General features: G+C 64.1%; 11 protein-coding genes. 5 read left to right on the top strand and 6 right to left on the bottom strand.

The features are described 5' to 3' along the window. Positions 1-165: 165 nt before the first annotated feature. Complete coding sequence (locus OIK40_RS06560) at positions 166-2,943, bottom strand: TonB-dependent receptor (RefSeq protein ID WP_273677192.1); 2,778 nt, start codon at positions 2,941-2,943, stop codon at positions 166-168. Between the two features lie 372 nt (positions 2,944-3,315). On the opposite strand from OIK40_RS06560, the gene OIK40_RS06565 reads away from it, so the two are divergent. Continuing rightward, positions 3,316-4,047, top strand: coding sequence for a DUF6445 family protein (locus tag OIK40_RS06565; protein WP_273677194.1), 732 nt, complete (start codon positions 3,316-3,318; stop codon positions 4,045-4,047). Between the two features lie 25 nt (positions 4,048-4,072). Then, the gene (locus OIK40_RS06570; RefSeq protein ID WP_273677196.1) at positions 4,073-5,605 is read left to right on the top strand and encodes a tryptophan halogenase family protein; all 1,533 of its coding nucleotides are present in this window, start codon (positions 4,073-4,075) and stop codon (positions 5,603-5,605) included. A gap of 72 nt (positions 5,606-5,677) precedes the next feature. On the opposite strand, the gene OIK40_RS06575 is transcribed toward OIK40_RS06570, so the two are convergent. Next, positions 5,678-6,217: a c-type cytochrome gene (locus tag OIK40_RS06575; protein ID WP_273677198.1), complete on the bottom strand. Its 540-nt coding sequence runs from the start codon at positions 6,215-6,217 to the stop codon at positions 5,678-5,680. A 234-nt stretch (positions 6,218-6,451) separates the two neighbouring features. Between OIK40_RS06575 and OIK40_RS06580 the strand changes: the two genes are divergently transcribed. Further along, entirely contained in the window at positions 6,452-7,282 is an 831-nt protein-coding gene (locus tag OIK40_RS06580; protein ID WP_273677200.1) for a DUF1499 domain-containing protein, read from the top strand. On the opposite strand, the gene OIK40_RS06585 is transcribed toward OIK40_RS06580, so the two are convergent. The 4 genes from OIK40_RS06585 to OIK40_RS06600 are packed head-to-tail and all read right to left on the bottom strand — an operon-like array spanning position 7,254 to position 12,480. Then, positions 7,254-7,859 carry a CDP-alcohol phosphatidyltransferase family protein gene (locus OIK40_RS06585; protein ID WP_273677202.1) on the bottom strand — a complete coding sequence of 202 codons (606 nt, stop codon included), beginning with the start codon at positions 7,857-7,859 and terminating at the stop codon, positions 7,254-7,256. The two genes, OIK40_RS06580 and OIK40_RS06585, sit on opposite strands and share 29 nt — an antisense overlap. A gap of 4 nt (positions 7,860-7,863) precedes the next feature. Continuing rightward, positions 7,864-9,141, bottom strand: a complete 1,278-nt coding sequence (locus OIK40_RS06590) for a NupC/NupG family nucleoside CNT transporter (protein WP_273677203.1) — start codon at positions 9,139-9,141, stop codon at positions 7,864-7,866. A gap of 4 nt (positions 9,142-9,145) precedes the next feature. Then, positions 9,146-11,287 (bottom strand): dihydrolipoyl dehydrogenase family protein, encoded by a 2,142-nt coding sequence (locus tag OIK40_RS06595; RefSeq protein WP_273677205.1) that lies wholly within the window; start codon positions 11,285-11,287, stop codon positions 9,146-9,148. Positions 11,288-11,328: 41 nt separating this feature from the next. After that, positions 11,329-12,480 (bottom strand): FAD-dependent oxidoreductase, encoded by a 1,152-nt coding sequence (locus OIK40_RS06600; RefSeq protein ID WP_273677207.1) that lies wholly within the window; start codon positions 12,478-12,480, stop codon positions 11,329-11,331. A gap of 266 nt (positions 12,481-12,746) precedes the next feature. Between OIK40_RS06600 and OIK40_RS06605 the strand changes: the two genes are divergently transcribed. Beyond that, positions 12,747-14,522, top strand: coding sequence for an ABC transporter transmembrane domain-containing protein (locus OIK40_RS06605; protein WP_273677209.1), 1,776 nt, complete (start codon positions 12,747-12,749; stop codon positions 14,520-14,522). Next, positions 14,519-15,550 carry an HlyD family secretion protein gene (locus OIK40_RS06610; RefSeq protein ID WP_273677210.1) on the top strand — a complete coding sequence of 344 codons (1,032 nt, stop codon included), beginning with the start codon at positions 14,519-14,521 and terminating at the stop codon, positions 15,548-15,550. The genes OIK40_RS06605 and OIK40_RS06610 overlap by 4 nt, the downstream gene beginning before the upstream one ends. Position 15,551 lies beyond the last annotated feature (1 nt).

The following is a 15,551-nucleotide window of genomic DNA, read 5'->3' on the forward strand; positions in this document are numbered from 1 at the left end:
ATTGTTTCACGCGAAACATCGCCAAAAACCGCGAAATCGGTCGAGATTCGCCCGGATCGGGCCGAAATCGTGCGAGTTTCGGGCCAACCGCGCGCAAAAGGAAAGGGCCCGCCGTTGCCGGCGAGCCCTTCCTGAGACCCTGGTACGACCCGAGGGTTTCGTACCTTAGAAGTTCTTGCGGATCGTGAAGTTGAACGTCCGGCCGTAGAGTTCGTGACGGCTCGGGAAGGTCCCGATTTCGTTGCCGCCCGCATCGAACAGATCGTTCTGGGTCACGAACGGCTCGTTGGTCAGGTTGAACACTTCGAACAGCAGGCCCAGACCGTTGAGGACGCTGCCCGGCTTGTCGAAGGTGTAACCGATCTGCGCATCGAGGATCGTTTCCGACTGCGCGTCGGCACCCGACAGCGAACCGTCGAAATTCTGCACTTCCGACAGGAAGCCGCTGCGGTAGCGGGCGGCCAGCTTCGCGCGGAAGCCGTTCTTTTCGTAAAAGATGTCGCCCGACCAGGTGAGGTCCGAATAGCCCGGGATCGGCAGCGGGTTGAAGTTCTGGTTCTCCACCTCTGCATCGGCATAGGTGATCGAATAGAACCCGCCGAAACCGTCGAGCGCATTCGACAGGTCACCGAAGTTGACCCGCAGCGTGCCTTCGATCCCGGTGATCTTGCCGTCCGCGAAGTTGACCGGGCCGCTGAACACGCCGGTGGCAAGTTCGGGCGCAGTGGTCAGGATGCCGCCGAAGCCCGCGTTCTCGATCGGCTGGGTCAGATCGATCAGCTCGTTGAAGTCGATGATCCAGTCCGACAGATCCTTGTGGAACGCGGCGACGATGATCGCCGAGCCGGGCGAGAAATACTTCTCGAAGGAGATGTCGTAGGACGTCGAGCTGTAGGGCTGGAGGAACGGGTTGCCCCCGCTCAGATTGAAGCACACCAGCGAGGGCGGATTGAACCCGATCACGGTGTCGGGGATCTGGTCGCCATTGGTGTCGGCGCAGCTCAGCGCGTTGATGGTGACGTTCTGGTTCGCCGTCATCTGGTCAAGCCGCGACCGGGTGATCGTCTTGGCAGCAGCCAGACGGATGAAGGTGTCGGGCATGATCTCGAAGCTGAGGTTCATGCTCGGCAGCCAGTTGTCGTAGCTGGTGCCCACGGTGTTGAGCAGGCCGCCGCCGATCGTGCCGGTCGATTCCTGCGAGGTATCCGCATAGCGCAGACCGATATTGCCGCGCACCGGAACCGAGCCGAGATCGCCGTCGATATTGGCCTGGATGTAGAAGTTGTGGACCTTCTCTTCGACCACCCACTCGGTGTCGAAGGTCGCCTTCTCGACGTTGTAGGTGCCGTCAGTCAGGAAGCGCGACGGATCATAGGCGAGAATGTCATTGTTCAGGCCCTTGGTGTTGGTCGAACCGACGATCGAATTGGTCGGCACCGCCAGCCCGTTGCCGAAAGCGGCGGTCGGCCGCAGGAAGCTTTCGTTCGAATCGAAGTTCTTCTGACGGTCGGTGTAGAGCCAGCCGACCACGATCGAGTCGAGCAGGCCGCCGTCGAATTCCCAATAGGCTTCGGCGCGCAGCTGGTGCAGCTCGTCCTCGATGATCGGCTGCTTGATGAAGCCGACCTGGCCCCACCCGCCCGGATCGGTCAGCAGGACATTGGCCGGATCGGTGTAATCGAGCAGGCCGTCGATGCTGTAGGTGCCATCGGCGGGGAAATTGAAGGTCAGCGTATCCTGCGCACCCGAACGGGCGCGGCCGGTGCCGGCATAGCTTTCATAGTCGATGTCGTTGCGATCGAGCGTCGAATAGCCGTAGTCGAGAATGAAGCCGAGATTGTCGTTCGCCTTCCATTCGAGATTGCCGCCAATGGCGAAGATTTCCGACTCGCTGCCCTCGGTATCGGTGCGCAGGATCGGCACCACCGACGAATAGGTTGCGCTGTCGGCGAAGGGTCCGCTGCCGGTCGCGCCTTCGAAGGTCGCGCCGCTCCACGATGCGATCGGGGTTTCGGTGCCGCGGAAGATGCCCGAATCCTGGGTATCGGTGTAGAAGCCGTCGATATTGATCGAAAGACTGTCGGACGGTTCGAACTGCAGCGTCCCGGCAACCGAGGTACGTTCGAAATTGCGGCTAACGACGCCCTGACGCGGGTTGTCGGCCGGATAGATCACCCCGCCCGCCGTGCGACCGACCTGGAACTGGTTGGTCTTCAGCTCGCGGCTGATGAACTGGGTCGGGATCGACTGCACCGTGACACCCAGCGACCAGCCGAGCGTGCCGTCGGCATTCTGATCGATATAGGAGCCGAAGAAGCGGTAACCGTCATCTGCGAAATCAGGGTTGAGCGAGCCGCTGTCGTTGATGGTGTAGGTCGCCTGTGCGGTAATCTGGCGGTCCTTGTAGTCGAGCGGCTTGATGGTGCGCAGATCGACCGCGCCGGCGATGCCGATTGCGGCCAGCTGGGCGTCACCGGTTTTGTAGACCACGCCCGAACCGATCAGTTCGGACGGGAACTGGTCGAATTCGATGCCGCGGTTGTTGCCGGCCGAAACCACTTCGCGGCCATTGAGCAGCGCGAGGCTGAAGTCCGGGCCAAGGCCGCGGATCGAGATCTGCTGCGAACGGCCGCGCACGCGCTGAGCGGTGACGCCCGGCAGACGCGCGAGCGTATCGGCGATCGAAAGGTCGGGCAGCAGGCCGATGTCTTCAGCCGCGATCACTTCGACGATCGAGGTCGCCTTGCGCTTGGCATCAAGCGAAGTCTGGATCGAGCTGCGGATGCCGGTGACGACGATGGCATCGCCTTCATCCTCGGCGGTGGCGACAGTCGGCTCGTCCGCGTCCTGCGCGAATGCCGGGGCGCCGGCCGCGGCCAGCGCCAGAAAGGTTGCGGCCCCGCAAAGCAGGCGCGCCGAACCATTAATCCCAGTGGTCTTCATCAGAACTCCCCTCCCGCAAGCGACATCATGCGTGTGCTTTTGCAGTTTTTTTCATAGCGCAGTTGCATCCTCAGGTAAATCGCCAATCGCGCCCCTGCGGACAAACCGCAGTTTCTGTATTTTTTCATCTTTTTATCAATTATATATGTAGGATACGGCTGCCTTGCGGCGACCCTGCGCGGGATGGTTTCAACAACTTGTTGCCCGATTGTCACAGTCTTGGCGGGCACAAGCAGCAAGTCATGCCGCAACCGTCCACGCAGGCAAGCGGGCCATCCTCTCCGCGCGCCGAAACATCCATTATATCTCTGCTTTTAAGTCATTTTTTGAATATCCTTGGAGCGCGGAACGCCTTTTGTTAGGCTCCGGATCATGGCGATCACCCCCACTTCCGGCACAATTTCGCCCCTCCAGGCTTGGACTATCAACGCGCAAGCGGCGGATGCTTCATATTTTTCAACGCAAAACCATAGGCTTGTGCTGGCAAACGGTCTTCTCGAACATCCTGAACACGCCATTTCGCAAGCTATTTTGCAAAAATTTGCAAGAATCACGCCGCAATATCCGGGCTTGCGCGCACCGCTCGATCCCGTGGTGTGCCGCGCATGGCTGCAAATCCTCGGCCCCCTGCTCGATCAATGGTTCGACGCGCCCGGCACGCGCTGGGAAATGCAGGCGTGGTATTCGCTCGTCACCACGCCGCCGGGCGATCTGCTGCCGATCCAGCGCCTGCCTCATGTCGACGGCACCGATCCGCGCCAGATCGCGATGATGCTCTACCTGCACCGCACCGGCCATGGCGGCACGGCGTTCTTCCGCCACCGTTCAACCGGGCTGGAGGCGCTGACCGGTGCCGATTACCCGCGTTATGCCGCCGCACTGCAAGACGATGTGGCGAAAAGCGGCCTGCCGCCTGCCGCCTACACCACCGACGGCGCACCGCATTTCGAGCGCATTCACACGGTGCCGGGCGACTTCAACAGCGCGGTATTCTATCGCGGCAACATCCTGCATAGCGGGGTGATCGACAATAACACGCCGCTGAGCGCCGACCCGCGCGAAGGGCGGCTGACGATCAACGCCTTCTTCCGCCCGGCGGAATGACGGGGCGGAACAGGACGGGGACAGGATGACGGACACGGGATCGGTGCGCAAACTGGTGATCGTCGGCGGCGGCACTGCAGGGTGGATCGCTGCGGCGGCATTTGCGCGCCTGCTGGGCCAACGGCTCGAAATCGAGCTGGTCGAAAGCGAGGCGATCGGCACTGTCGGCGTGGGCGAGGCAACGATCCCGCAGATCATCCGGCTGAACGCGATCCTCGGCCTTGACGAGAATGAATTCCTGAAAGCCACCTCGGGCACGTTCAAGCTGGGGATCGAATTCGTCGACTGGGGCAGCAAGGGCAGCCGCTATCTCCACACTTTCGGCGATACGGGCATGAACCTGGGCAATGTTGCCTTCCACCATTACTGGCGGCGCAGCACCTTTGCCGAACCCGCGCCCGACCCCAAAGGGCTGTGGCATTATTCGCTGCACCAGCTTGCTGCCGATCAGGCGCGGTTCGGCAAGCTCGACCGGGTCGGCAATACGGCGATGACGGGGCTGGCCTATGCCTATCACTTCGACGCCAGCCGCTATGCCCTGTTCCTGCGCACCTATGCGGAAAGCCGCGGCGTGACGCGCACCGAAGGCATCGTCGAAAGCGTCCAGCGCGACGGCGAGAGCGGCGACATTACCGCCATCACCCTGAAGGGCGGCAAGCGCGTGGCGGGCGATTTCTTCATCGACTGCACCGGCTTTCGTTCGCTGCTGCTGGGCGGCGAACTGGGCGTTGCCTACGAGGACTGGTCGCAATGGCTCCCCTGCGACCGCGCGCTGGCGGTGCCGAGCGAGCGCCTGCCCACCATCGTCCCCTATACCCGCGCCACCGCGAAAGATGCGGGCTGGCAATGGCGCATTCCGCTGCAACACCGCACCGGCAACGGGCATGTCTATTCAAGCGGCTTCGTCTCGGACGAGGATGCCGCCGACACGCTGCTGGCCGGACTGGATACAAAGCCGCTGGGCGATCCGCGCCCGATCCGCTTCACCACCGGTCGGCGCGCGGCATTCTGGGCGCAAAACTGCGCCGCCATCGGCTTGTCGAGCGGGTTTCTCGAACCGCTCGAATCGACCAGCATCCACCTGATCCAGTCGCATGTCAGCCGGCTGATCCAGCTCTTCCCGCGCTCTGCCGATGCGGGGGCAATGCGCGAGGAATACAACCGCCGCTGCGCCGCCGAATTCGCGCAGATCCGCGATTTCCTGATCCTGCATTATCACCGCACCGACCGCGAGGACACGGAGTTCTGGCGGTACTGCAAGCACATGGCGGTGCCCGACAGCCTGACCCATAAGCTGGAGCTGTTCGCCGCATCGGGCCGGGTCGGGCGCGATGTCGACGATCTGTTCCGCGATGCCAGCTGGGTGCAGGTGATGCTGGGCCAGGGCGTCATGCCCGCCGATTACGATCCGATGGCCGATCAGCCGGGCGATGCGCAGCTGACCGAATTCCTCGCCAACCTGCGCACTATCATCGAACGCGGCGTGGCAAGCCTGCCGACGCATGAGGAATATCTCGCCCGCCACTGCCCGGCCGCTATGCCCGTGGCGGCGGCCTGACATCACCCACGAAAAAGGGCGGCGAGGTTGCCCGCGCCGCCCTTTCGAATGCTTTTGGCAGAAGCCGTGCGCTTACTTGCTCTGGCTTTCGAGGTAAGCCACCAGGTTGGCGCGGTCCTGATCGTTCTTGATGCCCGGGAACGCCATCTTGGTGCCCGGCATGAAGCCCTTCGGATCCTTGAGGTATTCGAACAGCACGTCGGTGGTCCAGGTCACGCCGCTGTTCTTGTTGGCGTCCGAGTAGGAGAAGCCGGCGACGGTGCCCGACTTGCGACCCACGACGTTGTAGAGCGACGGGCCGACGCGGTTCACGCCTTCTTCGAGCACGTGGCACGAACGGCACAGCGCGAACACCTTTTCGCCCTTGGCCGGATCACCGGTCAGACCGGCGAGCTGGAGGCCGGCACCGGCATCGGCGGTTTCGGTCGCCGCGGCGTCGGTTGCTTCGGTGGCTTCGCCTTCGGCCGGAGCGGCCGGTTCTTCGGCAGCCGGAGCCGCCGCGGTTTCTTCAGCCGCCGGGGCGTTGGCATCGCTGCCCGCACCGCCACCGCAAGCCGAAAGAGTCATCAGGCCCGCAACTGCGGCCGCACCCATCAGGAAATTACGCTTCATGGTCGTTTCGTCCTCTGAACAACAATGTCCTCCCGTATCCCGGGCGGGCATAAACCAGTTTTTCCGGCATTGAAAGCAGGACTTCGGCACGCTTTCATGCCCTGCCCCTCCCGTCGCCGTAACGTCCTAACGCATGTAAGGCCCAAGGGTTTCCCGAAGGATTTCCGCAACCCTGCGCGTCGGCGGCCGGTCTGCCTATTTGCGTTACCGCGAACCGGCGCTAAACAGCCGGGCATGAACAGACTTCCCTGGCACACCAAGATCGTCCTCGCCCTGCTGGCGTTCCTGCCCGTCTATTTCGTGGTCGCCGCGCTCGGCACCAAGTTCGGCGTGTGGAGCTGGCAGACAGGTTTGCTGGCGCTGACATTCGGCGGCGGAGTGATCCTGCTCGGCCTCACCGCGCTGGCGGCGCTGGTTTCGCTGATAATCGCCGCGCGCGCCAAGCCGCGCAACAACGGCCTGCTGGCGGCGGCGATCATCGGCCTGCTGTTGCCGGGCGCGATCTTCGTGATGTTCACGGCAGCGGGCGCCAAGGCCGGGGAAAATCCGATCCACGACATTTCCACCGACACCGCCAATCCGCCCGCCTTTTCCGACGATACGTTGGCGCGGCGCGAGGCGGCGGGGGCCAATCCGCTGAGCGATTACCAGACCCCGCTCGGCGAGCTCGAACCGTTCAAGCAAGGCATCTCGCCGCAGCTGGCGGTGAAAAGCCACGCGCAGATTATCACCGACCGTAAGGACCGCCCTGCCCCACTGCCGCTGGGCGGCGCGAGCAAGGAAGACGGCGTGGCCGCAGTTGCGGCGGCGATGGGTAACATGGGGCTGAAGGACATCCGCACCGATGTCGCCGCAGGCCGGGTCGAAGGCGTGGCCGAAACCTTCTGGTTCGGTTTCAAGGACGACGTGATTGCGCGCGTGGGCGACCAGCAGATCGACTTCCGTTCGGTCAGCCGGGTCGGGCAAAGCGATCTGGGCGCCAACACGGCGCGGATCGCCGAACTGCGCAAGCAGACCGAAGCGCTGCTGGGCGCGGCTAGTCGCGGAACGCCGCCCGCGCCATAAGGCTGCGCTGGAAGACGGTCAGCGCGCATAATCCGGCATAGGCATAGGCCATTACGCCGAACCATGCCGGAAACAGGCACATGGCGATGAACACGGCGATGGTTTCCGCCCCTTCCGCAAGGCCGGTGGAATAGAAGAAGCTTTTGCGTCCGTGCGCCTGCGTTTCCTCTCCGCGCTTGGCGGCGATCACGGCAAAGGCAAGGAAGCTTACCCCCGTCAGCACGAAGCTTGCCACCAGCACCAGCGCGGGCAGGGTATTGGCGGGCGCAAGGATGCCGAAGCCGAGCGGCACCGCGACATAGAATGCGAAGTCCGCGACGATATCGAAATAGCCGCCAAGGTCGCTCGGGCCCAGCACCCGCGCCACCGCGCCGTCCAGCCCGTCAAGCAGCCGGTTGGCAAGGATCAGCGCGAGCCCCCAGCCGAGGTGGCCGAAAGCAATCGCCGCCGCGCCTGCGAGGCCGAGCGCAAGGCCGGTAAAAGTCAGTCCGTTGGCGGTCACGCCCGCACCGGCAAGCAGCCGTCCGGCGCGGTTCAGCGGCGGATCAATCAGCGGGCGAAGACGCGCGTCGAACATCCGGTTACCCGCCCCAGCTCACCAACCCGATCCACGCGCCCGTCATGGCGCTGGCGAGATTGCCCGCGATCCAGCTTTTCATCCCCAGCCCTGCCGCCTCGGCGCGGCGTTCGGGACACAGGGTGCCAATGGTCGAAACCAGCAGGCCGACACTGGCAAGGTTGGCCACCCCGCACAGCGCATAGGTGACGATCAGCAGGCCGCGCGGGCCGAGCGTGCCGGCGGGCAGCGCCGCGAGTTCTAGATAGGCGACATATTCGTTGAGCACCGCCTTGGTGCCCATCAGGCCTCCTGCCGCCTGCGCCTCGGCCCAGGGCACGCCGAGCAACCACATGAAGGGCGAAAGCAGCCAGCCGAACAGGCGCTTCAGCGTCAGCGGATCGCCCTCTACCAGCGGCAGCAGCGCCAGCGCCTGATCGACCATCGCGACGAGCGCGAACACCACGATGATCACCGCGATCACCGCAAGGAACAACTGCATCCCGTCCATCGTGCCTTTGACGATCGCATCGATGCTGCCTTCGTATTTCAGACCAGGTTCGTCCTTTTCGACGGCGGTGGCTTTGTCGGCATCGGTGCCCGGCACCATCAACCGCGCCACCAGCAGCGCCGCGGGCAGCGAGATCAGCGAGGCGGAAATCATATGGCCCACCGCGTCCGGCACGGTCTGCCGCAGGGTGGTGGCATAAAGGATCAGGATCGCCCCCGAGATGGTCGCCATGGTCAGCACCATGATCTGGAACAGCTCGCTGCGGCTGACCTTCGCGAAATAGGCGCGGGTGACCAGCGGTGCCTCTACCACGCCGAGGAAGATGCTCGCTCCGCCCGACAGGCCGACCACGCCCGAAACGCCCAGACTGCGGCGCAAGAGGAACGACAATCCGTTGACGATCCAGCGCAGCACGCCCCAGTGCCACAGCAGCGCGGCGAGCGCGGAAAACACGATCACCAGCGGCAGGATCTGGAACGCGATGATGAGCGGCGGCTGCGCGCCTTCCTTCAGGGCAAAGGGCAATTCCGCCCCGCCGAGATAGCCGAACATGTAGGACGATCCCTTGATCGTCGCCCGCTCGACCGCGCTGACCGCATCATTGGCGAGGCCGACTGCGGCCCACACTGCCGGCACCCGCACGATCAGCACCGCCAACAGGCCCTGCAATGCGAACGCGCCCGCGATCCAGCGCCAGCCGGGATGGCCCTTGCGATTCTCGCTCAAGGCCCAAGCGATGCCCAGCAGCGCCGCCAGCCCGATCAGCCCCCGCAACTGGTCGAACAGCTCCATGCTGTTAGCCCCGCCGCCAGTCGTGATAGCGCTCGACCCAGCGCAGCACCCCTTCGGGCTTGTGCGCCTTCTTCCAGTTTCCGGCCGCAAACTTGTTGGCCTCGGCCATGGTCGGATAGGAATGGATCGTGCCGAGGATCTTATTGAGGCCGATACCGTGCTTCATCGCCAGCACATATTCGGCCAGCAATTCGCCCGCATGCGCGCCGACGATGGTTGCGCCCAGCACCTTGTCCTTGCCGCCTGCGGGCGTGAGAACCTTGACGAAGCCCTTGGTCTCGCTCTCGGCAATCGCGCGGTCGAGATCGTCGAGATCGTAGCGGGTAACCTCCACCGCGATGCCTTTTTCTGCCGCCTCGCGTTCATTGAGGCCGACGCGCGCGAATTCCGGGTCCATGAAGGTGACGGCGGGGATGACGCGGTAATCGGCCTTGAACTTCTTGAAGGTGCCGAACAGCGCGTTGACGCTGGCGTACCATGCCTGATGGCTGGCGGTGTGGGTGAACTGGTACGGCCCCGCCACGTCTCCGGCGGCGAAGATGTTGGGGAATTTGGTGGCAAGAAATTCGTCGGTGACGACCGTCCTCGCCGTATCGACGCCGATATCCTCCAGCCCGAAACCGTTGAGCCGCGCCTTGCGCCCGACGGCAACGATCAGCGTGTCGAAGGGTAGGCGCACCTCTGCCCCGTCATGCTCCGCAATCAGCGCGCCGGTTTCGACCCGAGTGGCCTTGTGGTCTGTGTGAACGATCACACCATCCGCCTCCAATACCCCTCTTGCGAGTTCGGAGACATCCGCATCCTCGCGGCCCAGCAGGCGATCCTCCATCTCGACCTGAGAGACTTTCGAGCCCAACCGCGCAAGTGCCTGAGACAACTCGCATCCGATCGGCCCGCCGCCAAGGATGACGACACGTTCAGGCACCTTGTCCATCTGCGCGAAGGCATCCCACATGGTCTCGCTGGTGAGATAGCCCGAACCCTCGATCCCCGCGATCGGCGGCACCACCGGCTCTGCGCCAGAAGCGATGACGATGCTGCGCGTGGTGAGCCGCTGCGTGCCGCAGTCGTTCCGTGCAATCTCCACCGTCCAGGGGTCGACGATCTTGGCATAGCCCTTGACCACATCGACCCCGAGCCCTTCGTAGCGTTCGACAGAATCGTGCGGCTCGATCGCCTTGATCGCCTCCATCACCCGCGCGATCACCGCCTTGAAGGGCACCTGCGGTTCGGCCAGAGCCAGCCCGTATTTGTCCGCCCCGCGCATCATGGCGGCGACCTTGGCGCTCTTGATCAACGCCTTGGACGGCACACAGCCGGTGTTAAGGCAATCGCCGCCCATGTCCTTGGCCTCAACCAGCGTTACCTTGGCCTTCACCGTGGCGGCGATATAGGCCGAGACGAGGCCGGCCGAGCCTGCGCCGATAACCACCAGATTGCGATCAAACTTCCTGGGCCGGGTGAACCCGGCATAGACCCGGCGGCGCTTGACGAAGCCGGTCACCAGCTTGGCCAGCCACGGCACGATGCCCAGAAACACGAAGCTGCCGATCAGCACCGGCGACAGCAGACCGCTGGTGCTCTCGATCCGCGCCAGCTGCGTGCCGGCGTTCACATAGGCGATGGTTCCGAGCAACATCCCGATCTGGCTCACCCAGACATAGGTCCAGGTGCGGATGCGGGTGAGGCCCATCACCAGATTGACCACGAAAAACGGGAAGGCCGGGATCATCCGTAGACTGAACAAATAGAACGCCCCGTCGCGTTCCACCCCCGCGTTGATCGCCTTCAACCGCTCGCCGAAACGCGCCTCGATCGTGTCGCGCAGCACGTAGCGGGACGACAGAAAGGCAAGCGTCGCCCCCAGTGTCGAGGCGAAGGAGACAAGCACCGTCCCCGTCACCACCCCGAACAGCGCGCCCGCCGCAAGCGTCAGGATTGCCGCACCGGGCAGGGATGCTGCCGTCACCGCGACATAGATCGCAAAGAAGCCCGCGAGCACTGCCACGGGATTTTCGGCGTAGAATGCCTCCCACTGGCCGACCGCCTGCTTGATCCCTTCCAGCGTGAAATACTGGCCGAGATCGAATGCGAAATAGGCTGCAACGACAGCCGCCAGCGCGGCAAGAATGGCAAATTTCTTCAAGGGGCCTCCTTGCCCTGCGTTCGTGTGGAGCGCACGCGCGGTTACGCGGTTTCCGCCAGCGCGGCGTATCGGGCGATCCACCGCTTGTCGATCCGGTGCTTGAGCGCGAGCACCCACCGTCCCTCGGCGGAGAGCGGGCCATAGCTGGCAATCGCCGACCCGTCGCCCGTATTCAACAGATAGAGGTTGTTCCAGCGCGGCTTATAGGTGCGGCGCGGCGCCTTGCCCGCCAGCACGCTGCGCAGATTGGCAGCGAGCACCGGCCCGGCGAACACCGCGTGCACGCCCGAACGGGCCAGCGCGCGATCGGCCCGCGCAGCGACATCGCCTGCGGCAAGGATGTGCGGATGCGAGGTCGATTGCTGGTGCGCATCGACCAGCACGAAACCCTGCGCATCGGTTTCAAGACCGCTGTCCTTCACCCATTGCGGCGCGGCGCTGCCCAATGCGGCGACGATCAGATCTGCCGGTTCCAGCGAATGATCGTCCGCCATGATTGCCCCGCCTGCCAGCCGCGCATCGGCAAGGTGCAGCGCGATCCCCTGCCGCACCAGCGCCGTCGCCGCGCGGGTGCGCACAGCTTGCGAAAATCCGGGCAGCAGGCCGTCCGGCCCTGTTACCAGCGAGACTTCGGGCCGCGCATCGGCCCGGACAAGATTGCGCAGACCGAAGGCCAGCTCCACCCCGCCCGCGCCCCCGCCCGCCACCACCACGCGGCGCGGCGCGGGCATGGCGGCGATACGGCTGACGAAATCCGCGATCGGGCGAATGTCGATCAGGCGCGGATCCTCCCCCAGAATGGCCGCCGCCCGACCGACCCCGCCGGTATCGAGCGAAGCGCAGTCGAAGCCGATGGCTCTGCCGCTGTCGGTTGTCACCATCCGCGCCTGCGGGTCGAGCGCGATGCAGCGTCCCTGCACCCATTCCACCCCGGCGCGGCGGCCCAGCGCTGCCAGATCGACCAGCCCTTCGTCCCGCGCATGCTGCCCGGCAAGCCAGCCCGGCACCATGCCCGAATAGCGCAAATGCCTGTCGGGAGTGAGCAGCACCGTGTGAACATTTGCAGGTGGGCCGCGGCCGATCCAGTCAGCCAGCACCGCGACATGGGCATGGCCGCCGCCCACCAGCAGCAGCGCGCGCTGCGCCGGATTGTCAGATGAAAACTGCGGCCCCTGCTCCATGGCGCGCAGCATGCACGATCGGGCGCGGTTCAGCTACCGGCAAGGTTGGGCCGCTAACGGGGCGCCAAAGGCGAAAATGCCTCGCAATAGCTTCATAAGGCTTCATATCTTCATGATTTGGCACATTGTGGACTTCCCGGAACCGCAGCCGGTCTGGGCCATTAAACGATTGCAGCACGCAGTGTTGCGCGGCATGCATCAAGGCCACACAAGCCGGGCGCGCGTCGGTGTGCGCATGAATGATCGCGTGAACACAGGTTCTGGATGGAAAGGCTGCCATGGCGGTTGAAGGCCCCTCTTACGGCTCGCAGATATCGCTGACCAAGTTCTTCCGGATCTTTGCCGAGATTCTGAAGCCCGAAAGCAGTTTCTACTGGCTTGCCGTGGTCTACGGCATCGGCATCAGCCTGCTGTCGCTTGCCACGCCGATTTCGGTGCAGATGCTGATCAACACCGTCGCCAACACCGCGATGCCCGCGCCGCTGGTGATGCTGTCGATCACGCTGTTCGTGCTGCTGCTGTTTTCCTCGATGCTCTACGCGCTGCGCATCCACCTGATGGAACTGTTCGCGCGGCGGTTCTACGCGCGGCTGGTGAGCGAGATTTCGCTGATCGCGATCTACGCCCAGAACCCCTTCTTCACCGACACCACCCGCGGCGCGCTGTTCAATCGCTATTTCGACGTGATGGTGATCATGTCGCGCCTGCCGATCCTGATCCTGGACGGGTTCTCGATCCTGCTCGGCATCACGGTCGGCTTTGTGCTGGTGTCGCTTTATCACCCGCTGTTCCTGCTGTTCACGCTGGTGATGGTGGCGCTGATCTGGTTGGTGTGGCTGGTGTGGGGCAGTCGCGCGATCCGTGCGGCGATTGACGTGTCCCACGCCAAGCACGGCACCGCCGTGTGGCTGGAACAGATCGGCGAATCCAACGGCTTCTTCAAGTCGCAGCAGCGCGTCGATTTCGCCATTGCCGAAACCGACAAGGTCACCCACGGCTATCTGAAGGCGCGTCGGCACTATTTCCGCCAGCACTTCTCGCAGACGCTCTCGTTCCTGTTCATGTATGCCACGGCCAGCGCGGTGTTGCTGGGCCTTGGAGGCTGGCTGGTGATCCAGTCCGAGCTGACGCTGGGCCAGCTGGTGGCGGCCGAACTGGTGCTGTCGGCGGCATTCTTCGGGGTCGCGCAGCTGGGCAACTATCTCAACTATTTCTACGAATTGTGCGCAGCGGGCGAGGAAGTCTCGCTGTTCTTCGACATCGAGCAGGAAAAGCCCGGCGGCGCCGATCCGATCAGCGGGGACGATCACACGCTCGTCTTCCGGCAAGTGCGTGGACGGGCGCGGTACGAGGAAGCCGAGCTCGATTTCACCATCCCCAGCGGCAGCGTGGTGATGGCATCGACCAGCCAGCACGGGCTGCAGCGCCTGTTCACCAATGTCATCAAGCTCTACGATCTGCCCGCTAGCGGCTATTGCACGCTCGGCGGGACCGACATCAAGGATATCGAGGCGCATCATCTGCGCATGGCGATCTATGTGCTCGACCGGCCCACCTTCGTGCCGATGACGATCCGGCAATATCTCAGCCTGTCCTGCCCGACGGGCGAAAGCTGGCGGATGCTCGATGCGCTACAGGCGGTCGGGCTGGCGGAGACGATCCCCGGCCTGGAAAACGGGCTCGATACCAAGATCGCCGCGACCGGCTATCCGCTCTCGACGGTCGAACTGCTCAAGCTCAAGCTGGCAAGCGCGATCCTGGCCCGTCCGCGATTGCTGGTGCTGACCCGCCTGTTCGACCTGATCGAGGCCGAAGACCTTGCCAACGCACTTGCCGCGCTGCGCGCGCAGGCCTTCACCACAGTGATCTATTTCTCCAATCGGGATGCCGCGCTCGGCTGCGACCGCTTCCTGCACATGGAAGCCCGCCAGCAGAACTGGTTCGACGATTTCGAAGCCTTCGCCGCTGCCCGCCGCACCCGGCAGGCCGCAAGGGCCGATAGCGCCCGGCTGCGCGCCCAGATCGCCGCTGGCGACAAGGGAGGCACGGCATGAGCTCGCTGCAGAAAATGTCGCACCGCTTCACCGCGCTGGAATCGGTCAAGGTGCCGCGCGTCATGCGCACGGTGTTCTACATGCTGCTGGTGGCCTTCCTTTCGGCGCTGGTGTTCCTGATCTACGCCCCCTGGGTGCAGACCGCGACCGGTCGCGGGGCAGTCAACACGCTCAACCCCAACGAACGCAAGCAAGACATCAACGCGCTGGTCCCGGGCCGGATCGAGGAATGGTACGTGCGCGACGGCAGCGCGGTGAAGAAAGGCGATCCAATCGTGCGGATTGCCGATATCGATCCCAACCTGATCGAGCGCCTGCAGGCCGAACGCACGCAGATCGAACTGCAATTGCAGGCCGCACAAAGCGCACTCGCAACCGCGCGGCTGGACGAACGCCGCGCGCGCGAGTTGTTCGAGGCGGGGCTGGCCGCAAGGCGCGATTTCGAACAGGCGCAAATCCGCATTGCCGAGATGCAAGGCCGGGTCGCCGCCGCACAGGCCAATCTCAACCGCGCCGACGTCAACCTTTCGCGCCAGTCGGTGCAGATCGTGCGCGCGCCGCGCGACGGCTTTATCCAGAGCCTCAATGCGGGTGACGCCGCCACTTACATCAACGCCGGCGACGTGCTGGCGACTTTCGTGCCCGACAATGCCGAACGCGTGGTCGAAATCTTCATCGACGGGCGCGACGTGGCGCTGGTGAAACGCGGCGACAAGGCGCGGGTCATGTTCGAAGGCTGGCCCGCGGTGCAATTTTCGGGCTGGCCCTCGGTCGCGGTCGGCACCTTTGGCGGAACCGTGGTCGCGGTAGACCAGTCGGCCCAGCCCAACGGCCGGTTCCGCGTGCTGATTGCCGAGGACAAGTCCGATCCGCACCCCTGGCCGGAAGAGCGCTTTGTACGCTTCGGCGCCAAGGCGCAGGCCTGGGTGCTGCTCGAAACCGTGCCGGTGGGCTACGAAATCTGGCGCCAGCTCAACAACTTCCCGCCCGAATTGCCGCCGGGCGAAACCGCCGCTGCCGGCGAGTGAG

This window comes from Erythrobacter fulvus (genome assembly GCF_028595285.1).
Taxonomy (GTDB): domain Bacteria; phylum Pseudomonadota; class Alphaproteobacteria; order Sphingomonadales; family Sphingomonadaceae; genus Erythrobacter; species Erythrobacter fulvus.